Genomic DNA, 24,626 nt, shown 5'->3' on the forward strand with positions numbered 1-24,626 from the left:
CCGCCTTGTCAAAATATTGATAGCCCTCCCAATTCCTGTTATACTGATATAGGTTTTTTGATACGATAAATCTTATTTATAAAGGAGTTTTATAAATGCTTCTTAACCGCAAATCCGTAGAGCTCTTGGCTCCCGCCGGCACCTGGGATGCCCTGGAAGCCGCCGTGGAGGCTGGTGCCGATGCCGTTTACCTGGGTGGCAAGCACTTCAATATGCGCATGCACGAAGGGGACTTCAACTTTGACGATGAAGCCCTGAAGCGGGCAGTGGAGTACACCCATGCCCATGACGTGCGCCTCTACATCACTCTGAACAACCTCATCAGCGATGAGGAAATCCCCGCCCTGCGTGAGTACCTGGCCTATCTGGAGAAAATCCGCCCGGATGCCATCCTGGTGCAGGACTTTGCGGTGCTGGAACTGGTGCATGAGATGGGTCTCACCATCCCCCTGCACACCTCAGTCATGATGAACACCCACAACGAGAACGCCATCGAAAGGCTCAAGGAATACGGCATCACCCGCATCGTGGTGGGCCGGGAGATGACTCTTTCCGAGCTCAGCCTCTTATGCGAGCGCACGGGCATCGAAGTGGAATACTTCATGCACGGGGATATGTGCATGTCCGAAAGCGGCCAGTGCATCCATTCCGGGGTGCTCTTCGGCCAGAGCGGCAACCGGGGCCGCTGCCTGAAACCATGCCGCTGGCCCTATCAGCTGATTGATGATGAAACTGGCGAAGTGCTGGACAAGGAGAGCGAGGGTCCCTACAAACTTGCTTTGAAGGATATGTGCATGTACCGCTCCATCCCCCAGCTCATCCAGGCTGGGGTATTCTCCTTCAAGATTGAAGGCCGCATGCGTCCTGCCCCCTTCATACGCCGCATTGTCTCCACCTATCGCAAGGCTATCGATGACTACATCGCCGACCCTCAGGGCTACACGGTTGACGAAGAAGGCTGGCGTTCCCTCTACGAGAACCGCGCCCGGGACTTCACCACCACCTTTGCTTTCGGCGGCACCTCCAAACAGGATATTGGCTTCACAGGGGAGCGTGAGCCCCGCTTCTTCAGCAACGCCGTGAAGGAAGCAGGCCTGCAGGATGAAGTGCTGCAGCAGGAGCAGCCCATTGAGGCAGATAATGCCCCGCACCGCTGCCTTGCCCTGCGGGTTGGTTCCCCGGATGCAGCCAGGGCAGCCATTGACAATGGCGCTGACTGCGTCTACATCGGCGGCGAGGCCTTCCGTCCCCATCGCCCCTGGAAACTCAGGGACTATGAGGACGTCATTGCCTATGCCCATAAGGCCGGCGCCAAAGCAGTGATCATGACTCCCCGCACCACCCGCCGCAGGGAATGCGGTGAGCTGGAGCAGTTCTTCAAGGCCCTGCAGGGCTTCGCTGCCCAGCCTGACGGCATCATGGTCAGCAACCTGGGCTCCCTGCAGCTGGCCCAGAAACTCACGGACTATCCCCTCTACGCCGACCATTCCTTCAACCTCTTCAACCATCTGGCTGCCAAGTTTATGAAGGAAAACGGCCTTGCTCAGGGCTGCGCTTCCCTTGAGCTCTCCTTCGCCCAGCTCAAGGAAATCGTAGAAGCTTCTCCCCTGCCCATTGAGGTCATCGTCCACGGCTCTTATGAGTCCATGATCTGCGACCATGACCTTGCGGGCATGAGCCTGCCTCACGCCCAGGAACTTGACAATCCCGAGGTTTACGACCGCCGCTATGCCCTTTTGGACAAGGCAGGCGAAAAGCACAGCCTGCGCCTTGACCAGTATGGCCGCAACCACATCCTCTTTGCCAAGGACCTCTGCCTCTATCCCTATCTGGAGAAATTCAACGGTCTGGCCTCCTGCCGCATTGAAGCTCAGGACTACAGCCCGGAGCTCACTGCCCAGGTAACCAAGGCCTACCGTGAGCGCCTGGACAAACTCTCTGCCGGTGACAAAGCCTTTGACAGAGAGACTTTTGAAAAGCTCCAGCAGGCCAGCCCCCGTGAATTTGGCATCGGCACCTACCGCTTCCGCCAGAGCCGCAATTCTATCTAAGAGAAAGCAGGTAAACTTATGGCTGAAAAGACTTATCTTGGCCCCCAGGGCATCATTGAGAAAAAGAAAAAGTACATCATGCCCTGCCTGGCCCATTTCTACCGGGAGCCCAGACAGTTCGTCCGCGGCTCCATGCAGTACCTCTATGACAGCGAGGGCAAACAGTATCTGGACTGCTTCGCAGGTGTCTCCGTCATCAACTGCGGCCACTGCAATCCCGAAATCAATGCCAAAGTCACAGAGCAGGTCAACACCCTGCAGCATGTCTGCAACATCTATCTGACGGAAAACTTCGTGAACCTGGCTGAGAAGCTGGCAGAAGTCACCCCCGGCGACTTGCAGAAGTCCTTCTTCTGCTCCACTGGCACAGAGGCCAACGAGGGTGCTGCCCTGCTGGCCCAGATCTACACGGGCAGGAGCGAATTCATCGCCCTCCGCAACGGCCTCCATGGCCGCACCAAACTCACCATGAGCCTCACGGGCATCGGCATGTGGCGCACGGACCCCAATCCCGTAGGGGGCATCAGCTTCGCCCCCAATCCCTACTGCTATCGCTGCCCCTTGGGCAAGAAGTATCCGGAATGTGACCTGGCCTGCGCCAATGCCGTAGAGGACATAATCAAGACCGCCACCTCCGGCCAGCCTGCCGCTTTCATTGCCGAAAGCATCCAGGGCAATGCCGGCATCGTAGTGCCTCCCGAGGGCTACTTCCAACGAGTGAAAGAGATTCTTTCACACTACGGAGCCCTATTCATTGTAGATGAAGTTCAGACAGGTTTCGCCCGCACCGGCAAGATGTTTGCCATCGAGAATTTCGACGTGGTGCCAGACATCATGAGCATGGCCAAGGCCCTGGGCAACGGAGCTCCCATCTCCGCCTTCATCTCCACCGCAGAGATTGCCGACAAGTACACCCGCCCCGGCGCCTCCACCCTGGGTGGCAATCCCGTCTCTTCCACGGCCGGGCTGGCTGTGCTGGAATATATCGAAGAGCACAAGCTGATGGAAAATGCCAACGCCCGCGGCCAGCAGCTCAGGGCAGGCCTCAGGGAACTGCAAAAGAAACACCCCATTATTGGGGACATCCGTGGCCTGGGCCTTATGGACGGAGCAGAGTTCGTGAAACCAGACGGCAGCCCCGCTCCGGAGGAACTGGATAGTGTCCTGGAAGCCATGAAGGACCGCGGCTTCATCATCGGCAAAAACGGCATCGGCCGCAACGTCATGGCCTTCCAGCCCCCCCTGGTGATTACGGAAGAAAACATCAACGAGGTGCTGAATGCCCTTGACATGGTGCTGACAGAGCAAAACCTCTAAGCTGAAAACAACATAAACGCAAAAAATCCCGCTGGAACAACCACAGTTGCTCCAGCGGGATTTTTCAGCTTCAAAAAGCAAGGATTCACCCTGATATAAGATCTACCCGCACGTCGTAAAAGGTGCTGCCTTCTCCCACATCTGTAGTGCGGGCAGAGGTCAGGCGGTTGGTGTTGCCCTTTTGGGTGTACTCCTGCCACCAGACGCCTTCACTTACAACCGTGCCCTCCTGGACCGATGGGCTGATCTTAAGGGTAAAGCCGGCCTCTCCCAGCCGATTTTTCGCCGTTACCCTGTCACCCTCCCTGAAGCCGTGACGGCTGGCATCAGCTGGATTCAGCAACAGAGTCATGACATTGCCCCTGACAAGTTCTTCACGCTCGTTGAAGGAACTGTCAAGTATCCTGGGGTCAGGGGAATTGATCAGAATGAACTCTCCCTCATCTTCCGAAAGATGCGGCGGGAAGAAATCCGGCAAAGCAGGTGACAGCTTAGGATTCAAAATCTCAATTTTTCCGGAGGGAGTCTTGAAATCAAGCTTGTAGCTTTCCGGCAAGTCCAGCGCCACCGGCTCTGCCGTAGCCAGCCGCTCCTTGTCAACAGGCAGGGGCCAGGCAGTTTCCGTGCTGGCTATGAGCCTTTCTACCAGCTCTTCCTCACTCTGACGGAAGAAGTCTTCCTTCAGCCCCATAGCCTCAGCCAGCAGCTGCATGACCTGCCAGTTGGATTTGCTCTCTCCCACTGGCGGTATGAGCTTCGGCCCCCGCTGGATCACGTACTGCCCGTAGGAATAGTAGATATCCTCATGCTCCAGCGAGGTTGTGGCAGGCAGGACAATGTCTGCGTAGCGGGCAGTATCTGTCAGGAAGCGCTCATGCACCACGGTAAACAAGTCTTCCCGGGCCAGCCCTTCCAGCACCTTGTTCTGGTCAGGAGCTGTGCAAGCAGGATTGGAAGAATAGACGTAAAGGGCCTTCACCCGGGGCTGCAAGGACTTGTCAGTCAGCACTTCCCCCAGCTTGATCATATTGATATGACGCACGCCCTTCTTCTCCATATCAGGACGGCGTATGATATCCTTGTCAAAGGCATGGCTGCCGGAAGCGGAGGTCAGAAGGCCTCCACCCTTTTTCTTGTAAGCTCCCACAACTGCAGGCAGACAGGTGATAAGCCTTGAGGTCATGGCCCCGTTGCCATAGCGTGACTGGCCGCTGCCCAGGCGGATAAAGGGTGCCCTGGCATTAGCAAAAGCATGAGCCAAACCTTCCAGCTTCCCAGCCTCAACTCCCGTAATCTCAGCCACCCTGGTGGGAGCATAGCGAGGCAGGATTTCCTGCTTCAGCTCCTGCCAGCCCTGCACATACCGGTCAATAAAAGCTTCATCAGCCAGTCCGTCCCTGGCAATGATGTGCAGCATGCCCAGAGCCAGGGCCCCATCTGTGCCAGGCCTTACGCAGATAAATTCATCAGCCCACTGAGCGGTTTTTGTGGCGTAGGTATCTATGCAAATAATCCTGGCCCCCTTCTTCCGGGCTATATCCACATCATGCTTGAAATGGATATCCGTGGCCAGCATGCTGATACTCCAGAGCATGATGAAATCGCTGTGCTGAGCCTCCTGAGGAGCAGTAGGCATGGTCTTCCCCATCAAGGCCCGGTATCCCGCCCCCTTGGCGGGGGCGCAGATGGTTCGGTCCAGGCTGGATGCCCCCAGGGCAAAGAACAGGGCATGCCCCGCACTGTACTGGATAGTGCCCATGGTGCCGGCATAGGAATAGGGCAGGATTGCTTCCGCCCCTTCCCTTTTGATAATCTCCTGCCAGCGCTCGGCAATCATTGCAATTGCCTCAGCCCAGCTGACAGGCACGAATTTCCCCTCCCCCTTGCCTCCCACCCGCTTCAGTGGCGTAGTCAGGCGCCTGGAAGAATGTACTGTCCGTTCGTAATGAGCCATTTTAGGGCAAAGGGTACCGCGGGTAAAGGGATGTTCCGGGTCGCCTGCCACCTTTACCGCCCTGCCATTCTCCACCGTCACCAGCACCCCGCAGCAATCCGGGCAATCGTACGGGCACGCCGTCTTCCTTATCTCCATGTTCTGCTCCCCCTGTCCATGCCAAAGTGATTTGCACGTCAAGTCAAAGTATCATGACTCCATAGTGCACCTTGCTGTACTTGCCACCCATGATGGTCTTGAAGCCCAGCCTCTCAAACTCAAGGCTGCGGGCATTTTCCTTCATGACCACTCGCCTTTTGGCCACTCGGCAGGCCTCTGCCACTGTTTCCTCCGTGAGAGCCCTGTCATCTGCCAGCGCGCGCAAAGGGCTGAGATTCTCGCTGTCCATAAGCGGATAGCGGAACATGGGGTCAAAGTAGATGGCATCAAAGGAATTGTCCGGCTGCTCTTTCAGATAAGCCAATGCATCGGTGCAGACCGTCTGCACCCGCCGCATGGCCTCGGTGATTTTCTCCCCGTCCCCGTCAAAATGACGCAGGCCGTAGCTCACCACTGCTTCTATCAAAGGCCGGGATTCCAAGCCTGTCACAGAGCCCTCCGGCCCTGCTGCAAAGCTCTCCACAATGGCGTCTGCCCCCAGCCCCAGTGTACAGTCCAGGATTCTGTCGCCTGGCTGTATGTCAAGGGCCTTTACCAGATGATCCCCCCGCCCGAAGCGCAAATTCTTCACCCTGATATGCGCCATATTGGGGTGGAATTGCAAAGTTTCCTCTATTCCCTCCAAAAACAGCAAGCCTTTCTTCACTACCAGGATATTGTCTACGCCGTACTTCTCCCGCAGTTCAGGCAGCGAAAAGCTGCTACGGGGCACATAGGGCAGCCCCAGCTGCTCTGCTGTCTCTTTGGCAATCCTCACCGCCTTGGTGGAGAATTTCTCCTTGGTAGTCACCAGAGCTAAGGGTCGCATTTCTTCCATAAGTTCCTGCCTTTCAAACAAAAGAAAAGGCACAGCTCAACAGAAGCCGTGCCTGTTTGATTCAATCGATTATATAGATTTCCAGATGCTGCCGCCCAAAGGCCAAAGCTTCCTCATGGGAATCAAAAGCCACATCAATGATATTGCCCTTGATGCCCCAGCCGATATCCTCTGCCACAGCCTCACCGTAACCGGGAATAAAAACCCGCGTTCCAATGGGAATAAAAGCAGGATCCACCGCAATCACCCCATGGCGGACCAAGGTACCGCTGGCAGTAGTAGGCTTGTTGCCTGGGTCAAAGGCACTATAGGCCGTAGCCTCCACATAGACACAATGCCCACGCGCATAGACTGAGGGGCTTGTCTCATGGGCTTCATGAGTCTCCTCTTTCACTTCTGCAACCATCTTGGGCTTGAAGTGATCCCCATGAGTCTCACAGTAATCATCATCATGTCCATCAGGAGCCTCGTATTCCTCGCCACCTGAGAGTATCTCAAAAGTAGCAGCACCACAGATGCCATCAGCCTCCAGGCCTTTGTCCTTCTGGAATTTCTTGATGGCTGCCGCGGTCATAGGCCCCGCAATACCATCAGCCTCTCCCTCCAGATACCCCTGCTCAATCAGCAGAGTCTGCACAATGCGCACCGCATGACCACGGCAGCCTTCCTTCACGATGATCCGCGAGGCAAAGGCTGTGACGCTGAAAAATATCATAACCAGAGTCAGGACTGTAATGATTCGAAAAGCTCTCCCCAATACAACCACCTCTTACAGACAAGCATCATTGAAAATTATTGTACAGTCATCCTGTAAAGTATACCATGTATACTGAATAATTGTCAATTTCAGGCTCCATTCTTATTATTGTATCGCAAACAATATTATTATACTTGCTTATACTTAAAAGAGACCTCCCTTCCCTGCTTTCAACAATTTCCTGCCTGGAATTTATCAAACACGGCAAAATAAAAAAGGTTATTATCGCCAGGACGATGAATAAATACAAACGTGATAAGCAAAGCCATGAACTGCTAATAATTTAGTACAGGGAGGGAAAAAAATGTTCGAAAGATGGCGTTCTTTTGAGCTTGCAGGAGAAAGTTACCGAGAGACCATCGCATCAATCGGCGAGGCCCTGAAAAAGCTGGGCGTATCAGAAAAGGAGGCGGAGACAGCCAGACAGCTGACGGAACATATCTTTTCGCTACAGCTTGCATTGCGCCCAGAAGTCCGTGTCAAGGTCAATCTGAGAAAACGCTTCGGCGACATTTCGCTGCGGATGGAAACCATAGGCAACGCCTACAATCCCCTGCAGGTCTTGACGGAATGGGACGAAAACGACCCGGACTATGAGCGGACCATTGTCCTTAAATCAAAAAAGGAGATGCTTTCCTATTCCCATAGCAACGGAAAGAACATCGTAACCATCAAGGTACATGAAGCTGGCAACAAACAGATACGCTACACGCTGTTAGCCATGGTCATGGGCATACTGGTGGGGGCCCTCATCAAGGAAGTTGCTCCGCAGGATCTCATCACGATGTTGAACAAGAACATCATAGACAGCATACGGACCATGTTCCTGAATTCCCTGAATATGATGATTGCCCCAGTGGTTTTCTTTTCCATCATTGCAGGACTCACCAGCATATCAAGCGCCTCCGATATCGGACGCATTGGCGGCAAGCTGGTGGGAACATATATGTGTACCACAATCATCGCCACAGCGTTCAGCATTATCATCGGCCTGTGCATGTTCCACAGCGGCGTGCCACAGGTAGGGACAGTCAGCGGCAGTGGAGAAGGCGTAAGCGTTTCCCTGCTGGACATGATAGTGAACGTAGTGCCGAAGGATCTGGTAGAACCCATCGTAAACCGCGATATGCTGCAGATCATTTTCGTCTCTGTGTTGTTCGGCATAACCATAAATATGCTGGGTGAAAAAGCACAGCTTCTGAAAAATATCACTGAAACCATGAATACCTTCTGTCTGCGCGTCATTACCCTGTTGGCGCAATTCATCCCGCTGATTGCCTTTCTTTCCATGATGGCTCTGATGTTCACGGTAGGCACCGACTCGCTGCTGCTTCTAGGGCGGGTGCTGGTGGGACAGTTCATCGGCTCCATGGCCATGATTGGGGTTTATGCAACAGTCATACTCCTGATGGGGAAAATTTCTCCCCGCCCCTTCCTGAAAAAAATCGGCAGCTTCGTGCCAATAGCAATTTCCATGGGCAGCAGCAACGCCGCTATGCCCTTCACCATGAAATTCTGCACGGAAAAAATGGGAGTTTCGCCGCGTCTGTCCTCCTTTTCCATCCCCTTGGGCGCAACAGTCAATATGGACGGCGGCTGCTTCTATTTTTCCATCCAGGCAATCCTGCTGGCGAAAATGTACGGCCTGGAAATGACACCGGCTTTTATCGGGGCGCTTTTCGTCACCGTTGTGGCGCTCTCCATCGGAGCACCAGGGGTGCCTGGCGGTTCCTTCGTCTGCCTGACCTCAATCATCGTTTCTTTCGGCCTGCCTACGGAAGCGTCAGCAATAGTGCTGGGGATAGACCCGCTGACGTCTATGTTCCGCACCTCCATCAACACCATAGGTGATATTGCCGCGACAACAGCCTTGTCGAAGCACGAAAACATGATGGATGAGGCTGTGTATATGAACACGGAAGCATAAGACATGATGTTTCTGCACAAGCAGAGCGAAAAACGCCTGACGGGATTTTTCCTGCCAGGCGTTTTTTACGACAACTCAAATTATCCGTATTGCTATGCCATCACTTAAAGATTGAACCCGGTGCGCTTGAACATCTTGGCCAGGTCTTCACTGGAAAACTTCAGGATGGTGGGACGGCCATGGGGGCAGGTATAGGGAAAGGCCGTATTCATCAATTCTTCCAGAAGGATCTGCATCTGCTTCAGGTTCAGCACCTCTCCTGCCTTGATGGCAGCCCGGCAGGCGGTAGTAGCCAGCACGTGCTGGCGAATTTCCGCTGCTGAGACAGAATGCAGGTCATGGAGGCCTTCCAGGATTTCCCTGATCAGGTCCTCTGCCTCTGCCACCGGCACGTCAGCGGGAATCTCGCTAAGGCGCATTTCCCTATCCCCGGCAGGCGAAAGGGCAAAGCCCAGTTCCCCGAAGAGTTCCTGATGTTCCTCAATCATCGCATATTCCTTGCTGTCAAAGGTGAGCACCTGATGGAGCAGCAGCTGCTGAGAGGGAATCTTGTCTGCCGATGCGCAGAGATGATCAAAGAGAATGCGTTCATGGGCAGCGTGCTGGTCGACGATATATAGTCCCTCGCCGTCCTGTGCCACAATATAGGTCAGGGCCACCTGGCCGATGGGCATGAGTCCCCCTGCAAAAGCAAAGACCGTCTCCTCATTGACGCCGGCATTTTCCACGGAAGCATGGGAAACCACCCTGCCTATTTCAACCGAAGGCTCTATGCTTTCCTCTGCAACCTTTTCAGTTTTCGATTCCAGCTCGACATAGTTTTGAACCTTCAACTGTTCCCTGGCCTCACTGAGGGTCATAGCCGGCTTATCCTGCCAGGGCATTTCTACCGGGTTAGGAGCAGACCTCCAGCCCCTGTCCTGATAATAGGAACTTGAGCTTCCTCTGCCTCCCCCTGCAGTCAAAGGCTCTGTCGCAGGCACAAATTCCATAGGTTCCTGCTGTGGTGTGAAATGGGCCTTGGGCCGCTCCACCACCGCTGCCACCTGGGTGAGGTCCTGGGGTTCTGCCGGACGTATAGCATCCCGCACAGACTTATACACAGCCTTGAAGATGCGGCTTTCGTCCTCGAACTTCAGCTCGCTTTTCTGGGGATGCACATTCACGTCTATGGTGCGCTGGGGCACCTCTATCTTCAGTACCGCCAAAGGGTAGCCGCTCTTGGGTATCAGGGACTTGTAAGCATTGTCTATGGCCTTGGCAATGGCCCTGTTCTGCACGATGCGCCCGTTTACGATATAGGTCTGCCAGCCGCGGCTGCTCTTGAGAAAGGTGGGCTTGGTAATGAAGCCCGTGATTTTCACTTCCTCATCCTCAAAGGATACTGCCAGCAAAGAATCTGCCGCCTGCGGGCCATAAATGGCGCCGATGGTGTCAAAGAGGTTGCCCTTGCCCGGGGTCACCACTGCTTTCTTGTTGTTGTTGATGAAGTGGAACTCGATATCCGGCCGGGACAGGGCCAACTTCACAATGAAGTCGTTGATATGAGCCCCTTCCGTATGGTTGGTCTTCAAAAACTTCTTGCGGGCAGGGGTGTTGAAGAACAGGTCCTCCACTTTGATGGTAGTGCCCAAACTGCAGCCCGCCTCGGAAAAGTCAGGGTCCTTTCCCCCAGTGATATCAACCCGGGTGCCCAGATCTTCTCCCTGAGGGCGGGTCAGCATGGAAAAGCGGGACACAGAAGCAATAGTGGGCAGGGCCTCCCCTCGAAACCCCAAAGTGCCGATAGTATTAAGGTCTGACACTTCACGAATCTTGCTGGTGGCGTGACGCTGGATAGCCATGCGGGCATCAGCCTCGCTCATACCCTTGCCGTTGTCCGTCACCCGCATGAAACTGGTGCCCCCGGCCATGACCTCCACCTCAATGCGGGTAGCCCCGGCATCCATGGCATTTTCCACCAGTTCCTTCACCACGGAGGCGGGACGCTCCACCACTTCGCCTGCGGCTATCTTATTAATGGTATTGTCATCCAGCACATGGATAATGCTCTCGCTCTTCATGCTCTCCCCGCCTCCTTTTTGGCCTGTTTCTGCAGCTTGTAAAGCTCATTCATGGCTTCCAGTGGTGTCATGGTCATGACATCCAGGGAGAGCAGGCTGTCGCTGAGACTGGAGGCAAAAAGGGAGGCCATCATAGGTTCTGCTTCGGCCTTTGCCTCTGCCTGGGGTGCCGAAACCTGGGGCACCGCTTCCCCATGCTGTGATTCCAGCTCCGTAAGGATGTCCTGGGCCCGCTGGGTCACCACCTTGGGCAGCCCTGCCAGTCTCGCCACATGTATGCCGTATGACTTGTCAGCCGCCCCCGGCACAATGCGCCTTAGGAAGGCCACCTGGGTCCCCCGCTCCTTCACCGCCACGCAGAAATTCTTGATCTTGTCGTCTTCCAGATCCGTCAATTCATGGTAGTGGGTGGCAAAGAGGGTCTTGGCATGGACTTTCTTCTCGATATGCTCAATCACCGCCCGGGCAATGCTCATGCCATCAAAGGTGCTGGTGCCGCGGCCAATCTCATCCAGGATCACCAGGCTGTCCTTGGTGGCGTATTTCAGGATCTGGGCTACCTCGTTCATCTCCACCATGAAGGTACTCTGGCCGCTGACCAGGTCGTCACTGGCGCCGATGCGGGTGAAAATCCTGTCCACAGGGGAAATGGAAGCCTCCCGGGCAGGGATAAAGCTGCCAATCTGGGCCATGAGGGTCAGCAGGGCCACCTGCCTCATATAGGTGGACTTACCCGCCATATTGGGCCCGGTAATCAGCATGATTTCGCTGTCACCGTGGCTTAGATGAGTATCATTAGGCACAAACAGGTCACGAGTAAGAATGCGTTCCACCAAGGGGTGACGTCCGTCCTTGATGTCTATGACCCCATCCGTGCGCAATCTTGGCCGCACATAGTTATAGCCGGAAGCGGCCTCTGCCAGGCTGCCCAGCACATCCACAATGGCAATCTCATGAGCTGTCTGCTGGATGGAAGAGAGCTGCCCCTTGATGACCTCCCTGATTTCCGTAAAGAGGTTGTACTCAATGGCCTCAATCTTTTCCTGCGCCCCCAGGATCTTGGTCTCGAAGGTCTTGAGCTCATCGGTGATGTACCTCTCCGCATTGGCCAGGGTCTGCTTGCGCACATAGTGGGCCGGCACCATATCCGTGCCGCTTTTCCGCACCTCGATATAGTAGCCGAAAACCTTGTTGTAGCCGATTTTCAGGGTCTTGATGCCCGTCTCTTCCTTCTCCCGCTCCTCGATTTCCTGCAGCATGGACTTGCTGTCCCGGGACAAACGGCGATACTCATCAAGTTCCTCATTGTAGCCGTCTTTGATGATGCCGCCTTCCCGAACGGAAAAGCCCGGCTCATCCACAATAGCCCGCTCAATCAGCTCCACCAAAGGCTGGAACTCCTGGATGCCCTCATAGCCCTGCTGCAGCAGCTTTGCCTGGGCCTCTGACAATGACCTGCGGATAGCGGGCAGGCAGGCCAGAGAAACCTTCAGAGAAATCAGATCGCGGGCATTAGCCGTCCCCACCTCGATGCGGGTCAGCAGGCGCTCGAAATCATAGACTTCCTTGCAGGCGTCACGCAGGCTCCTGCGGCGGGTCATATCATTTACAAGTTCCTCCACCGCATCCAGCCTGGCCTCGATGCTCATGATGCTGAGCAGGGGATACTCCAGCCACTTCTTCAGCAGGCGGGTGCCCATGGCAGTCTGGGTCATATCCATCACGTCCAGCAGGGTATCCTTCTTGCCCCCATCCCTGAGATTGCGGGTGATTTCCAGATTCCTCAAAGTATAGGTATCTATCACCAGATTTTCCGAGGCATCCAGCACCGTCAGCTTGCTGATCTGGGAAAGGTCTGTCTTCACCGTGCGGTGCAGGTAGGAAAGCAGGGTTGCCACCCCTTCCTTCACCAACTGCTGGGAGGGACGCTGGGAAGCATCGAAATGCTGCACCAGGATATCCTCCATCTCCTCAGTAACCTCTGTCAGACGGGTAAAGAGGCAGTTTGGCATGCGCAGTTCCACAAACTCCTGCAGAGTCTCCATAAAGCTCAGAGCCCCTACCAATACCAGCTCAGGCATCATGAGCCGGTAGAGCTCGTCCAGCATCATCTGCAGGCGGTTTGCCCCCTGATAGAGGCCATAGAAACACTCACCAGTGGAGATATCCGCCCCAGCCAGCACAATATCACCGCTGACGGCGTCCTCATGGAGCAGGGCAATGTAATTGTTATTGGCATTTACCAGGGCATTATCCGACAGCACCGTGCCGGGAGTCACTACCTTGATGATTTCCCTTTTGGTGAGTCCTTTGGCCTTGGGATCGCCAATCTGCTCGGCAATGGCCACCTTGTAGCCCTTGGCAATGAGCTTGCCCACATACTGCTCTGCTGCATGGTAGGGCACCCCGCACATGGGGCAGTTTTCCTTGTCCCCGCTGCGGCTGGTGAGGGTCAGGCCCAGCTCCCTGGACACGGTCTTGGCATCCTCGAAGAACATCTCATAAAAGTCCCCTAACCGGAAAAAGAGCAGGGCATCAGGCTCCTGCTCTTTCGTGGCCAGGTATTGCTGCATCATTGGCGTAAGTTCCATTGCTGCCTCCTTAGCAAACCTCACCTTTCAGCACCCAGGTCTGGGGGCTGGTTATCTTCACTTGGACAAAGTCCCCTGCTTTTTCCTGCCCATGGGGGAAAAGCACAATCTTGTTGCTGCGGGTATGGCCCATCCAGACACTTTCGTCATTCTTGCTGGGCCCCTCTACCATGACTTCCAGAGTCTTGCCCAGGAGGGCCTGATTGATCTCCAGGCTGATTTCGTTCTGCACCTCCATCAGTCTCTGGAGCCTTGCCTTCTTCACATCCTCAGGCACCTGATCCTCCATCTCCGCGGCAGGGGTACCGGAACGCTTGGAGTAGATGAAGGTATAAGCCGCATCATAGCGTATTTCCTTGAGAAAAGCGAGCAACCCCTCAAAGTCCTCCTCTGTCTCCCCGGGGAAGCCCACAATCAGGTCAGTAGTCAGGCTCACCTCAGGCAGAGCCACGCGGATGCGCTTCACCAAATCCTTGTAGGCCTCAGCCGTATAGACACGGTTCATAGCCTTCAGTATCTTGCTGCTGCCATGCTGCACCGGCAGGTGGATATGCTCGCAAAGGTGCCTGCCCTGAGCCATGGCCTCAATCACCTTGTCGCTGAGGTCTTTGGGGTGGGAAGTCATGAAGCGCACCCGCTCAATGCCATCCACTTTATCCACCATGGCCAGGAGTTCCGCAAAGTCAGCTTGCTTGTGATCCTTGCCATAGGAGTTCACATTCTGCCCCAGGAGGGTAACTTCCTTATAACCTGCCCTGGCAGCCTGCTCCACCTCTTTTACGATATCCTCCGGCAGACGGCTGCGCTCCCGGCCTCGCACATAGGGCACGATGCAGTAGGTGCAGAAATTATTGCAGCCGTACATGATGGGCACCCAGGCAGACAGCTTGCCATCCCGAAGCACAGGGGCCTCAGACTCATCCGGCAGCTCGGTTTCCGTGAGATTCACGTCCACCACATGCTGGCGTTCCGCCTCAATGCGGCGCACTGTCTGGGACAGGGAATGCACCTTGCTGGTGCCCAGCACGAAGTCAATATGGGGAGCCCTTTTGATAAGAGCCTCCCCCTCCTTCTGTGCCATGCAGCCCGCAATGCCGAAGATCAGCTCCGGCTTCTTGCGCTTCAGGGCCTTGATTTCCCCGATCTTGCCGTAAACCTTGTCCTCAGCCGTCTCCCTCACGCAGCAGGTGTTGATGAGGATGAGATCCGCCTGCTCCATCTCCTCCGTCCGCTCATAGCCAATAGCCTTCAGCTGCCCGGCCATGCGCTCCCCGTCGGAGACATTCCCCTGACAGCCGTAGACTATCAGCTTGCAATATTTTCTTCCATTTATATCTGCCATGCTTGCTCCATTGCCTTTCATTACTAGTAACTCGTAATGATGTATTGTACCAAAAATATGCCCTTCTGTCCAATCATTCTTATAGGGATTTTACACATCCTGCCACTTATCCTCAAAATATCTTTACTGGGTAAACAATTCCGACAACCTGCAGAATGAGTATCAGTAGAGAATTATATACTTAATCTAACAAAGGAGCCGCCTTTTGACTTCCATCAACAGGCGGCTCCTTTACATGCGTATTTTAATTTAATCCAAGACTTAGTTCTGACCGAATCTCTCCTGGAGAACGGCCAAAACCTCTGCCGGGTTCAGACCCTTGCCGGCAATGAAGTTTGCTACTTCCTCATTCTTGCTGGCAGCTGCAGCCTTCTCAACTTTTGCCAACTCGTCCTTCAAGGCTTTGAGCTGTGCAGTCTTGGTCTCGATTTTTGCCTTGATTGCCTCGATTTTCTGATCGTAATTAACCTGACGTGCCATTAAAAATTCCTCCCTACAACAAATGTTTTTGTGGTATGACTTGCGAAAATACAGCTACTTTCAAATCGTAATTTCCATTTTTAATTTTACACGCATAAGCAAAAAAAATCAAGACTATTCACCAAATTCTCCAACACATGCAGCATGAACTTAGTGGTTTTCTTTTTCCAGATCATCCACCTTCTCTTACCTCATCTTTTCATGTTTCATGTATAGAATATTCATCACAGAATCAAACTTCCCTGCTTTATTAGCCCCATGGTATATTCAGAAAGGAGTTTTTCGCATGGCAATCGTATTTCGCCCTCAAAGAAGCGATCTTGACAGAGCAATGGCTGAAGCAGCCGCATTTGACACTGAGGAAGAATTGCTTGACCATGTAAAGAAGCTATGGCTGTCCACCTATCCTGATGCGAAATTCAAAGTCAAGCTGAGGACCTTGAACGATGAACGCACTGGCTGGGAGAACACAAGGTACGTCTGCATGACTGACAACGGCATAGATGCCCCTTACAGACATCCAAAAGTTGTAGGCATGTGCGATACAGATACCTTCAAAGCCATGTCAAAAGAAGAAGCGCTCGCAAAGGCTCACCAGTTATTGGCTGAATGAACTTGTTATACTTCATAAATCATTTTCCCATAATAAACTCTTAGAGTCCCAAATAACGCAAAAAGGTTTCTGCGCCCAATGACGGGACACATATATGGGAAGCAAGATGCCCAAAATAGCAATTGGCACCCCCGCCTGCCAAACGTAGAAAATAGTCCCATAATCCCCCTCTACAATCGTTGAAAGCAAAATATCAGTAATAATAATCTGCACCAGCGGGTGCAAAATATAAATAGCCATAGAACGCCTGCCCATTTCCACCAAGAATGCTTCACTTTCCCTTACCAGCCACTGCATTATGCGCATCACCATTATGCAGCCGCCAATATTGCTGATATAAGCCAGCAGAGGATTTACTCCATACGTTCTTGAGGCCATATCAAAACTTCCATTGACGTAAACCTGCAATGCAATCAGAAGGACGGGCAGCAATACACACCAAGCATCAGAAAGCCTCTGCACCCCCACCAGGCGAAGCCATCTTCCCAGCATGAGGTAGCCCTGCACGAAAAGCGCAATGTCCAGCCCCCAGGGGAGATGCACAAAACAACTGATTCCATAGCCAAGAGCACTCAAGGCCAGAGCGGCCAAGATATCCCGCACTATTGGTGTTTTCCCGGGCCTGTCAGGAAACGCCCACAAGAAAATATTTTCTGCCAGGAAAAAACAAGGAAGAAACCATAGTGCGATGAGAGGCAGGCTTGCACAGTTCCCTTCAAATATGCCAGCTAATGCCTCCAGGGGAGGCAGCCTGGTTCCCACCGGCGGCATATATAACCCCCGTACAGACCATAAAGGCCAGAAGCATATTTCCATCAGGAAATATGGAACCAGGATACGGCGGACACGTGACCAAAAGAACTCAAGCTTCCGAGCCTGCCACTTCTGCAAATTCAGGGAATACCCTGCCGCCACAAAGAACAGCGGCATCATGAACGTTGAGAACGGGTAAAACCATTCCCCGCCAATGCAGTGGAAGGCCACCACCAAAGCAATGGCAATACCTTTCACTGCATCCAGCCAGGCAATGCGGCCTTTTTCAAGCACAGCCATCTCCCCCCCTTAATCAGACATCTGAGGAAACACTGATCTATTCAGCGTTTCCTTGACATTCGGCCATAATGCCATTCTGCAGCAGATAAAGATAGCAGCTGTCCACCTGGCGCCCCAGCAATGCTTCAACAGATTCCCGATAGAGACTTATCTGGGTCTTGTAGCGCTCTACAGCCTGCTCTCCTGTGATCCCCCTGTCCGTCTTGTAATCCACCAGCACCAGTTTCCCCTGCTCATCTTCAAAGAGCAGGTCTATGACGCCTTGCAGGAAAATAGTTGCTTCAGGGTCTTTTGCCTCTGGATAGAAGCGGCTGGCGGGCAGCAGGCGGCAGAAGGGCTGCTCCCGGTAGATGCTGTGGGCCTTGCGCAACATTCCCCCCAGCGGGGAAGACAGGAGATTGACAATCTTTCCTCCGTCCACAGCCTGCCTTTCCCCGGGCTGGAAAATACCTGCCAATTCCATATTCTCCAGCTGCCGGCGCACGGCTGTAAAATCGGCGGGAGTGTGGAAGTCTATATGCTGCAAGGCAGTGTGCATGAGGGTGCCACGCTCGGCGGGGGTGAAGGTCTTTTTCTCCTGCTTCTGCTGGAGGAAGCGGGGACGGGCCCATTCTTCTTCCAAAGCAGGCGCAGCCTGGCTCTGCTCTCCCAGCGGCAGCAGGGAGTACGGCTCTTCCCTGGCCTGTTCCTGCCAGCTGCGGGATTTCAGCTCCGTGACAGTGGCCTTGGCAGAAACATGTTCCAGTCCCAGGCTGTCGTACTGCCAGCCTAGACGCTCCCGCACAGCCTCCCTGTTTTCTGTATCCGGCAGGGGCTCCCCTGCCTCCACGGCCTGCATAAGCTCATCTGCCAGCTCTTCAGTTTGCTCCTCCCTCTGCAGCTCACCGCCCGGGATGAGGTTCAATTTGAATTCCGCCCCCGGCTCCAGGTCCAGCTCCCAGTCAAGGAGTTCCGGGGCAAGGCCAGCCAGTTCCCGCAATTTCCTGCCTGCCTGATGGCGGGCTACGGCAGGGAGAATCCAGTCAAAGGCGCATTTAGCGGACTTCAAGGCAGCTTCCGGCAGTGCAGCCTCCTCCCGGCCTACGCTCCGGCAGAAGCCGCACATGACCTTTTCCATGTCCTCTTCCCCGGCTTTCAGTACACCTGTGAGAATGAGCTTTTCCTTGGCCCGGGTCAGGGCCACATAGAGCACACGCAGCTCCTCGGCCTTGGATTCAGCTGTCAGGCGCTGCTGTATGAGCTTCCAGGGCAAGGTCTGATACTGCTGCCGTCCGGCCTTGCTGCGCTCCACCAGCTGGGGACCTATGCCCAGTTCCTGATGGTAGAGGAAGGTGCCCTTGGCATCGCTGAGGTTGAACTGCTTGCCCAGGTCGGACACAAAGACCACCGGGAACTCCAGCCCCTTGCTCTTGTGGATGCTCATGATGCGCACTACATTCTCGCTGTCCCCCAGCGTACGGGCCGTGGAAAGGTCCGTCTCCCGTTTTTTCAGCTCCTCGATGAAGCGCAGGAAGCGGAATAATCCCCGATAGTTGGTTTTTTCATAGTCAGCTGCCCTGTCTGCCAGCATGCGCAGGTTGGCCTGCTTGAGGAGTCCTCCCCTGAGGCCACCCACATAGTCGTAGTAACCAGTTTCCCGATAGAGCTTCCAGATGAGCTCCGGCACGCTGTGACTCACCACAAAGCTGCGCCAGGAGGCCAGCTTCTCCTGGAAAGCTGCCACCCTGGCAGACAGTTCAGGCTCCAGGCCGCTTTCCACTGCCTGGGCTGTGAGCAGGGCTCCATAGAGGTCTTCCTCATCAGAGGCCAGCCTGAGCTTGGCCAGGTCTTCCATGGCAAAGCCCCCCAGGGGAGAGGCCAGCACTGAAGCCAGGGGAATGTCCTGGCGGGCGTTGTCCACAATGCTCAAAAGATCCAGCATCAGGCTGACCTCGGGCGCCTTGAAGTAGCCCCCGCTGACATCGGCATAGGCAGGAATGCTGTGCTTGCGCAGGGTTTCCAGCAATATCTCAGCTTTCCCCTTCACCGCTCGCAACAGCACCGCAATATCCCTGTACATCAGGGGGCGGTATTTGCCCCCCTCGTAGACCTTGGGGGCTTTTTCTATGAGCTTCTCAATGCGAAGGGCAATCTGCCTGGCTTCCAGGGCAAAGCCGGTCAGCTCCTCTGCCTCTTCTTCCTCTTCGTCTGATGCACTCTCCCCGCCGCTGCCTGCAAGGATCAGATCTATATCTACGCCCCCTTTCATGCTCCCCCCTTCTTCCGGGAAATCTGCCCCGGGGTAGAGCTTTGACTGCTCATCATACTCGATTTCCATAGGCTCCCGGTGCATGACCTGGTCAAAGATGAAATTGACAGGTGCCAGGACTTCCTTGCGGCTGCGGAAATTCTGCCGCATGGTTATGAGCTCATTTTCATCATTTTCCCCCGGCTCCAGGGGAAAGGAATCATACTGCCGCTGGAACAGATATGGATTGGCCAGGCGGAAGCGGTAGATGCTCTGCTTCACATCCCCCACGGTAAAGCGGCAGCGGGGGCGGGCCACCAGCGACAGGATGGCCTCCTGCACGCTGTTGGTGTCCTGATATTCATCCACCATGACTTCCACGTACTTTTCCCGGCACTGCAGCGCCGCCTCGCTGGGCACATAGCGGGGCACCTCTGCCAAAAGCCCCTCCTCATCAGCGCAGAGAATCTGCAGGGCATAATGCTCCAGGTCGTTGAAGTCCAGCACATTGCGCTCCTGCTTGGCCCGGCGCAGAGCTGCCATGAAGTCCAGGGCCAGGGCTGTGAACCGCCTGATGGTGGGCCCGCACTCTACCAGCATGGCAAGGGTCTCTTCCTCGGTATAGCGAAAGTAATCCGTACCCAAAGCCTTGGCTGCTTCCTTCAAGGCCTTGTGCCTTGCGTCAAAAGTTTCCCTCAGGGCAGGGTAATCCTCTTTCAAAGGCTTATAGACCTTGGCAGAAGACAGCTTCCCCGGCTTGAAGGACTGGAAAGCCTCTGATAGGCCCTGCCAGTCCTGACCTGCCTGGAAAATGTTCTCAATGGCAGAGAGGGTAGTCTGAAGCACCTCCCCATAGGGGTCAAGAGCTGCCTCCACGGCCTTCCTGTCAGGAGTGCCGGCTTCCCTCAGGGCTCCCTCTTTCAGCCAGTGAGCAAACTCCCCGGCCTGGTCCTCAAGGTTCCGCCGCCCTTCCTCAAGCCTTGCCCAAAGCTCTCTCCCCCAGGAAGTTTCCCAGATACTCTGGCCCTCGGTGGCCTGATACCTTTCCGCCTGCTTCTTCAGCCAGGCCTCAGGCAAAGGCTGGCTCTGGCTGAACTCATAAAGGCTCAGGACAGCCTTGTAGACTTCCTCATCCCCGTGGTCGTTGCCATAGTCGTCTGCAAAGGCCAGGAATTCCTGCCAGCCTGTGCAAGCTGCCAGATATTCTCTCTCTGAGCCAAAACTCTCCCTCTCCGGTTCCCGGTAATGCTCCTCCAGCATCTCCTCCAGCACATCCCGCTTCATGAGCACCATTTCCTGCTCGCTGGCCAGACGGAACTGGGGGTCTACATCAATGGCTTCAATATGCTGACGGATTATCCGCTGGCAAAACACATGGAAAGTGCTGATGGAAGCCCCCGTCAGCAGCACGCTCTGCCTGTCCAGCCAGCCGGCTTCCTCTGCCGTTTCCGCTTCCAGCAGCCGCGCCTCCAGAGAGGCTCCGATACGCTCCCGCATTTCTGCCGCAGCCGCATTGGTGAAGGTCACCACTAGCAGCTCATCCACGCTGCATTCCCGCCGCAAGAGCCGGCCTATGATGCGGTCCACCAGCACCCGGGTCTTGCCGGAGCCTGCAGCAGCGGCCACCAGGATATTCCGGCCCCGCTCCTCGATGGCTTTCCTTTGGTCGTCAGTGTACTCCATTTGTCTTCCAATCCTCTCTTCCCATCAGCTCTGCCATCTTATCTTCCAGAACAGCTGCTTCCTCCGGCCTGATGTCCCTGTAACTGCACCCGGGCAGATTGGTATCAAAACCGCACACATCCTTGAACTGGCAATAGGTGCAGGCGTTTTCTTCCTGCTTGCCATGGCGCAGCCTGTAGGGGCTGACAGCTATTTCTCCGGCAAGGATCCTGTTGCCCGTTTCCTTTAGGATATGCTCCACGTAGGCCAGCAGGAGTTCGAACTCCTGAGGCTTCTTCACGCTGTCCGGGGGCACAAAGGATATCTCCTCCTCCCCCTTGCCCTCCTTGACCTTGGCAAAGATATATTCCCCCTGGGCTCCTGCCTCCAGTGCCTCGATGATTTCCCGGTCAGCCACCACCCAGCCTGGCATGCGCAGCTTCATCTTCACCTGCTTCTGCAGTTCCTCCCCGGAGAGCTTGCCCTTCTCCCTGCCCTTGATCAGAGGATTCTGGAGAAAAGCATACAGCATGCCTGCTGGCAGTCGCTGCTCCCCCTGTTGGGCAAGAAGTTCCTTTGCCACCAGCAGGTAAGCCAGAAGCTGCAGCCGCAGGCCATAATACACCTCAAAGACATTGATGGCCGCCTGGCCTGTCTTGTAGTCTATCACCAGATAATAGGGAGCATCCGTCCGCACATCCAGACGGTCTATCTGCCCCTTGAAGGACAGGGAGTATCCCCCCTCCAAGGGCAGAGGCTTCATCCGCACCTTGTCCCCGGCTCCGCCAAAGTGTTCCTCGAAAAAGGCAGGACGGAATTTGGAGAGCACCGCCCAGGCCGTGAGCTGCCCCACTGCCCGCTCTGCCGTGGCCTGAAGCCGGCGCTTGAGGTGGCGGTAGTTGTCACGGCTCAGCAGCACCTCGCTCTGAAGCCTGGGAGCCAGTTCTTCAATGAGCTGATAGCAGATTTCTCCGCGCTGCTCCTCCGGCACTGCACCCCACTCATTATGGTACTTTTCCCCCACCAGCCTGCCATAGCTGCTGAGAACTGCGTGCAGAAGCTGCCCCAGATCCAAAGAGCGGAACTTGTACTCCCTCCGTTCCCGCAATTTCAGGCCATAGCTGGCAAAATGGGCAAAGGGGCATTTGCTGAAAAGCTCAAACTGGGTGACACTGCCCCTGAGCCTCCCGCCGCTGAGGAAGAGCTGCCGGGCCAGTTCCGGTGGCAGGAACTCTGCCCGCCCTCTGGCAAAAAGTCCGGCGAGAGCCAGCCCCAGGGCGTCCTTCATCTCAGGCTGTTCCCTGGCCCAGTTGTATACATCCTGCCAGAAGGGCTGCATATTGCCCAGTTCCTTCTGGCCTCTGAGAGCAGAAGCAAGTCCGGAAAGGGCAGGTCCCGGGGCAGAGAGCAGCAGCTCATCCTCCCGCTCCACCGTCTCCAGAGGAATGGAAAGGAACTCTGCCTCCGGGAAGAGTTTCCTGAGCCTTTGCACAAGGGAGGCCGGCTGAAGGCCGGAGCCTTCGCTGTCCGCCAGAGCATAGGACACCCAGAGATATTCCCTGGCTTCCGAAAAGCCACGGTAAAGCTGGAACCTCTCCCCAAAGCTTCTCTCCTGACTGCCCTGGGAAATCGCATATTTGCCCCTACCCTCCTTGGCTCTGGCCGCAAAGACATCGGCAATATGCACTCTCTCCGCATCCGTCAGGAGCCCCTGTTCCTTGCTGCGCCGGGGCATGATGCCTACATTTGCCCCCAGGATATAGAGAGCCGGGGTATTATCCAGGCTGTTCTGGTCAAAGGAGGCAAGGGTCACATAGTCGAGCCCCGGAGGTATCAGGGATATCTTCAGGGCATCAAGGCCAGCGCTAAGCACTGCCTCGTAGTCCAGGAGCCCCATGGCCTCCCCGCCGCTGATTTCCACCAGCTGGTCGAAGAGCTCCATGCAGTCCTCCCAAATCTGCCGGTGCTCCGCCGCATCCGCCAGACGGCCTTCGGCCTCTGCCAGCTCCTCCCACTCAGCCAGCCGCTGGGGTACCTGCAGCTCTACCAGGAACTCATAGAGGGCGGCTGTCATCTCCCGCACACTCTTAGCCTCATGCAGCGCCTCGCCCAAATGCATCAGGGGACGGGCTGCCAGCCGGCGCAGGCCGTCCAGATAGAGCAGCCTTTCAGTCTCTTTTTCCTCCAGTTCCTCCTCCCCTTCAATGCTCCTGCGGCGATGCCAGTTCCAGGGGGCTTCCTGGGTCCAGCGTCCCTTGCCCCTTATGCCGAACTCCAGCACGTAATTTTCCAGCCTGTCCACATCGTCTCTGACACAGGGGAAGAAGCCCGTGCGCAGGCAGCGGAACACAGACTCATAGCGCCAGCCCTGGCGCAAAGTCTCCACCGCCGAGCGCAGGAGCTCTGCCAGCGGGTGATGTATACTGGGGCGCTTGCCATCATAAAAATAGGGGATGCCATACTCCTGGAATACCAGCTGCAGAAGGCTGTCATAGACTTCGCCATCCCGCACCAGCACGCCTATGTCACGATAACGCCAGCCGGAGCGTGCCAGCCGCAGGATATCCGAGGCCAGGGCCTCCACCTCCAGGCGGCGATTGGCTGCTTCCACCAGCCGCAAGCCCCTGCTATCCTCGCACACAACTTCCCCAGTGGCAAAAAGATGCTTTTCCAGGAAGGACAGGGCAGGAACTTTGGCCCTCTGGCTACCCTCCAGCAGGGTCATGCCAAAGCTGCCGCCTCCCAGACCGTGCCAGACCTCCTCCAATGCCGCCAAAGTCTGATAAGAGCGATGGAAAAGTCCCGTTTCCAGTTCATTTTCCGGCAGCTTCAGATTCACAGCACCTCCGGGCAGTTTTTGTCCTCCCAGGGGCAGGGTCACATGGACGGCAGCCGCCGCGGACATCAGGGCTCCCATCACTTCCATTTCCTGGGGATTGAAGAAAGTAAAGCCGTCCACCCAGATTTCCGCACCTTTCAGGGTGGTGGACCTGGGAATCTTGGCCGCCAGCAGGGCCATCAAATCCTCGCTGTCATTGGCGCGGTCCTGCATCTCCTCCTGAAAATCATCCACCAGCCGGGCAATTTCCGTGAGCTTGCCTGAAAGGCGCCCCTTCCCCAGGCCAGCTGCCGTTTCCCGCAGGAGCTCTGTGGGCAGGCGGTAGCTCTTCAATTCCTTGATCATGCCGGAAAGGCTGTCCGTAAAGCCCCTCTGCCTGGCAGCCCGGGCAAAAACCGTCAGGTCACCTGCCTGCTGGTGTTTCAGCAGGAGCTTGCGCAGCAACAGCTGACGTCCCACATCGCTGATGCGGGGCAGCCCCGCCCCACCTGTCTCCAATAATACCTGACGGGCAAAGCGGCGGAAGCCGAACACCACTGCCCGCATGAAGCCACTGCCATTTTTCGGCAGAGCTTCAGCCAGCAGACGCTCCATCTTGTAAGTCATGTGCTCCGGCACCAAAAGCACCAGGGGGTCACCCAGGGGCACCTCTTTGATGGCGGCGCAGATGGAATCAAGGCAGTATCTGGTCTTGCCCGTACCTGAACGGCCTACGATAAAATCTAATTTGGCTGTCATATTTCAGATACCTTTCTACAACGTTCAGCATAAAAA

The 24,626-nt window shown here is 55.3% G+C and carries 14 protein-coding genes; 4 read left to right on the forward strand and 10 right to left on the reverse strand.

The features are described 5' to 3' along the window. Positions 1–95: 95 nt before the first annotated feature. Together P159_RS0113545 and P159_RS0113550 are read left to right on the forward strand one after the other, a co-directional pair. Entirely contained in the window at positions 96–2,051 is a 1,956-nt protein-coding gene (locus tag P159_RS0113545; protein ID WP_029544836.1) for a U32 family peptidase, read from the forward strand. Between the two features lie 18 nt (positions 2,052–2,069). Then, entirely contained in the window at positions 2,070–3,368 is a 1,299-nt protein-coding gene (locus P159_RS0113550; RefSeq protein ID WP_029544837.1) for an aspartate aminotransferase family protein, read from the forward strand. A gap of 85 nt (positions 3,369–3,453) precedes the next feature. Here the strand turns inward: P159_RS0113550 and P159_RS0113555 are convergent, their stop codons facing one another. From P159_RS0113555 to P159_RS0113565, 3 genes are all read right to left on the reverse strand, one after another. Continuing rightward, entirely contained in the window at positions 3,454–5,460 is a 2,007-nt protein-coding gene (locus tag P159_RS0113555; RefSeq protein ID WP_029544838.1) for a molybdopterin-dependent oxidoreductase, read from the reverse strand. 43 nt (positions 5,461–5,503) lie between these two features. Further along, positions 5,504–6,298 carry a class I SAM-dependent methyltransferase gene (locus P159_RS0113560; protein ID WP_029544839.1) on the reverse strand — a complete coding sequence of 265 codons (795 nt, stop codon included), beginning with the start codon at positions 6,296–6,298 and terminating at the stop codon, positions 5,504–5,506. 61 nt (positions 6,299–6,359) lie between these two features. Then, on the reverse strand, positions 6,360–7,013 hold the full coding sequence (locus P159_RS0113565) for a peptidoglycan-binding protein (RefSeq protein WP_029544840.1): 654 nt from the start codon (positions 7,011–7,013) through the stop codon (positions 6,360–6,362). Between the two features lie 346 nt (positions 7,014–7,359). Between P159_RS0113565 and P159_RS0113570 the strand changes: the two genes are divergently transcribed. Next, entirely contained in the window at positions 7,360–8,982 is a 1,623-nt protein-coding gene (locus tag P159_RS0113570) for a dicarboxylate/amino acid:cation symporter (RefSeq protein ID WP_029544841.1), read from the forward strand. A gap of 104 nt (positions 8,983–9,086) precedes the next feature. Here P159_RS0113570 and mutL read toward each other — a convergent pair whose 3' ends face one another. The 4 genes from mutL to P159_RS0113595 all read right to left on the reverse strand — a co-directional run bounded on the left by mutL (position 9,087) and on the right by P159_RS0113595 (position 15,458). After that, positions 9,087–11,045, reverse strand: coding sequence for a DNA mismatch repair endonuclease MutL (gene mutL / locus P159_RS0113580; protein WP_029544842.1), 1,959 nt, complete (start codon positions 11,043–11,045; stop codon positions 9,087–9,089). Further along, positions 11,042–13,636 (reverse strand): DNA mismatch repair protein MutS, encoded by a 2,595-nt coding sequence (gene mutS / locus P159_RS0113585; RefSeq protein ID WP_029544844.1) that lies wholly within the window; start codon positions 13,634–13,636, stop codon positions 11,042–11,044. Before mutS ends, mutL begins: the two co-directional genes overlap by 4 nt. A 10-nt stretch (positions 13,637–13,646) precedes the next feature. Then, positions 13,647–14,978 (reverse strand): tRNA (N6-isopentenyl adenosine(37)-C2)-methylthiotransferase MiaB, encoded by a 1,332-nt coding sequence (miaB, locus tag P159_RS0113590; protein ID WP_029544845.1) that lies wholly within the window; start codon positions 14,976–14,978, stop codon positions 13,647–13,649. 261 nt (positions 14,979–15,239) lie between these two features. Continuing rightward, positions 15,240–15,458 (reverse strand): hypothetical protein, encoded by a 219-nt coding sequence (locus P159_RS0113595; RefSeq protein ID WP_029544847.1) that lies wholly within the window; start codon positions 15,456–15,458, stop codon positions 15,240–15,242. A gap of 286 nt (positions 15,459–15,744) precedes the next feature. Between P159_RS0113595 and P159_RS0113600 the strand changes: the two genes are divergently transcribed. Beyond that, complete coding sequence (locus tag P159_RS0113600; RefSeq protein WP_029544849.1) at positions 15,745–16,071, forward strand: hypothetical protein; 327 nt, start codon at positions 15,745–15,747, stop codon at positions 16,069–16,071. Positions 16,072–16,083: 12 nt separating this feature from the next. On the opposite strand, the gene P159_RS0113605 is transcribed toward P159_RS0113600, so the two are convergent. Genes P159_RS0113605 through addB form a run of 3 tightly spaced genes read right to left on the reverse strand, consistent with a single transcriptional unit; the run spans position 16,084 to position 24,590 of the window. Next, positions 16,084–17,124 carry an acyltransferase family protein gene (locus P159_RS0113605; RefSeq protein ID WP_029544851.1) on the reverse strand — a complete coding sequence of 347 codons (1,041 nt, stop codon included), beginning with the start codon at positions 17,122–17,124 and terminating at the stop codon, positions 16,084–16,086. A 37-nt stretch (positions 17,125–17,161) separates the two neighbouring features. Beyond that, positions 17,162–21,034 (reverse strand): helicase-exonuclease AddAB subunit AddA, encoded by a 3,873-nt coding sequence (gene addA / locus P159_RS0113610; protein ID WP_029544852.1) that lies wholly within the window; start codon positions 21,032–21,034, stop codon positions 17,162–17,164. Further along, positions 21,021–24,590: a helicase-exonuclease AddAB subunit AddB gene (gene addB / locus P159_RS0113615; RefSeq protein ID WP_029544854.1), complete on the reverse strand. Its 3,570-nt coding sequence runs from the start codon at positions 24,588–24,590 to the stop codon at positions 21,021–21,023. The genes addA and addB overlap by 14 nt, the downstream gene beginning before the upstream one ends. Between the last annotated feature and the right edge of the window lie 36 nt (positions 24,591–24,626).

The organism is Selenomonas sp. AB3002 (assembly GCF_000702545.1).
Classification (GTDB): domain Bacteria; phylum Bacillota; class Negativicutes; order Selenomonadales; family Selenomonadaceae; genus Selenomonas_B; species Selenomonas_B ruminantium_A.

Excerpts from the sequence above, each read along its gene's own strand:
- addB (WP_029544854.1), bottom strand. The coding sequence starts at position 24,590 with ATGACAGCCAAATTAGATTTTATCGTAGGCCGTTCAGGTACGGGCAAG.
- P159_RS0113605 (WP_029544851.1), bottom strand. The coding sequence starts at position 17,124 with ATGGCTGTGCTTGAAAAAGGCCGCATTGCCTGGCTGGATGCAGTGAAA.
- P159_RS0113550 (WP_029544837.1), top strand. The coding sequence starts at position 2,070 with ATGGCTGAAAAGACTTATCTTGGCCCCCAGGGCATCATTGAGAAAAAG.
- miaB (WP_029544845.1), bottom strand. The coding sequence starts at position 14,978 with ATGGCAGATATAAATGGAAGAAAATATTGCAAGCTGATAGTCTACGGC.
- P159_RS0113545 (WP_029544836.1), top strand. The coding sequence starts at position 96 with ATGCTTCTTAACCGCAAATCCGTAGAGCTCTTGGCTCCCGCCGGCACC.
- mutS (WP_029544844.1), bottom strand. The coding sequence starts at position 13,636 with ATGGAACTTACGCCAATGATGCAGCAATACCTGGCCACGAAAGAGCAG.
- mutL (WP_029544842.1), bottom strand. The coding sequence starts at position 11,045 with ATGAAGAGCGAGAGCATTATCCATGTGCTGGATGACAATACCATTAAT.
- P159_RS0113600 (WP_029544849.1), top strand. The coding sequence starts at position 15,745 with ATGGCAATCGTATTTCGCCCTCAAAGAAGCGATCTTGACAGAGCAATG.
- P159_RS0113555 (WP_029544838.1), bottom strand. The coding sequence starts at position 5,460 with ATGGAGATAAGGAAGACGGCGTGCCCGTACGATTGCCCGGATTGCTGC.
- P159_RS0113570 (WP_029544841.1), top strand. The coding sequence starts at position 7,360 with ATGTTCGAAAGATGGCGTTCTTTTGAGCTTGCAGGAGAAAGTTACCGA.
- P159_RS0113565 (WP_029544840.1), bottom strand. The coding sequence starts at position 7,013 with ATGATATTTTTCAGCGTCACAGCCTTTGCCTCGCGGATCATCGTGAAG.
- addA (WP_029544852.1), bottom strand. The coding sequence starts at position 21,034 with ATGGAGTACACTGACGACCAAAGGAAAGCCATCGAGGAGCGGGGCCGG.
- P159_RS0113595 (WP_029544847.1), bottom strand. The coding sequence starts at position 15,458 with ATGGCACGTCAGGTTAATTACGATCAGAAAATCGAGGCAATCAAGGCA.
- P159_RS0113560 (WP_029544839.1), bottom strand. The coding sequence starts at position 6,298 with ATGGAAGAAATGCGACCCTTAGCTCTGGTGACTACCAAGGAGAAATTC.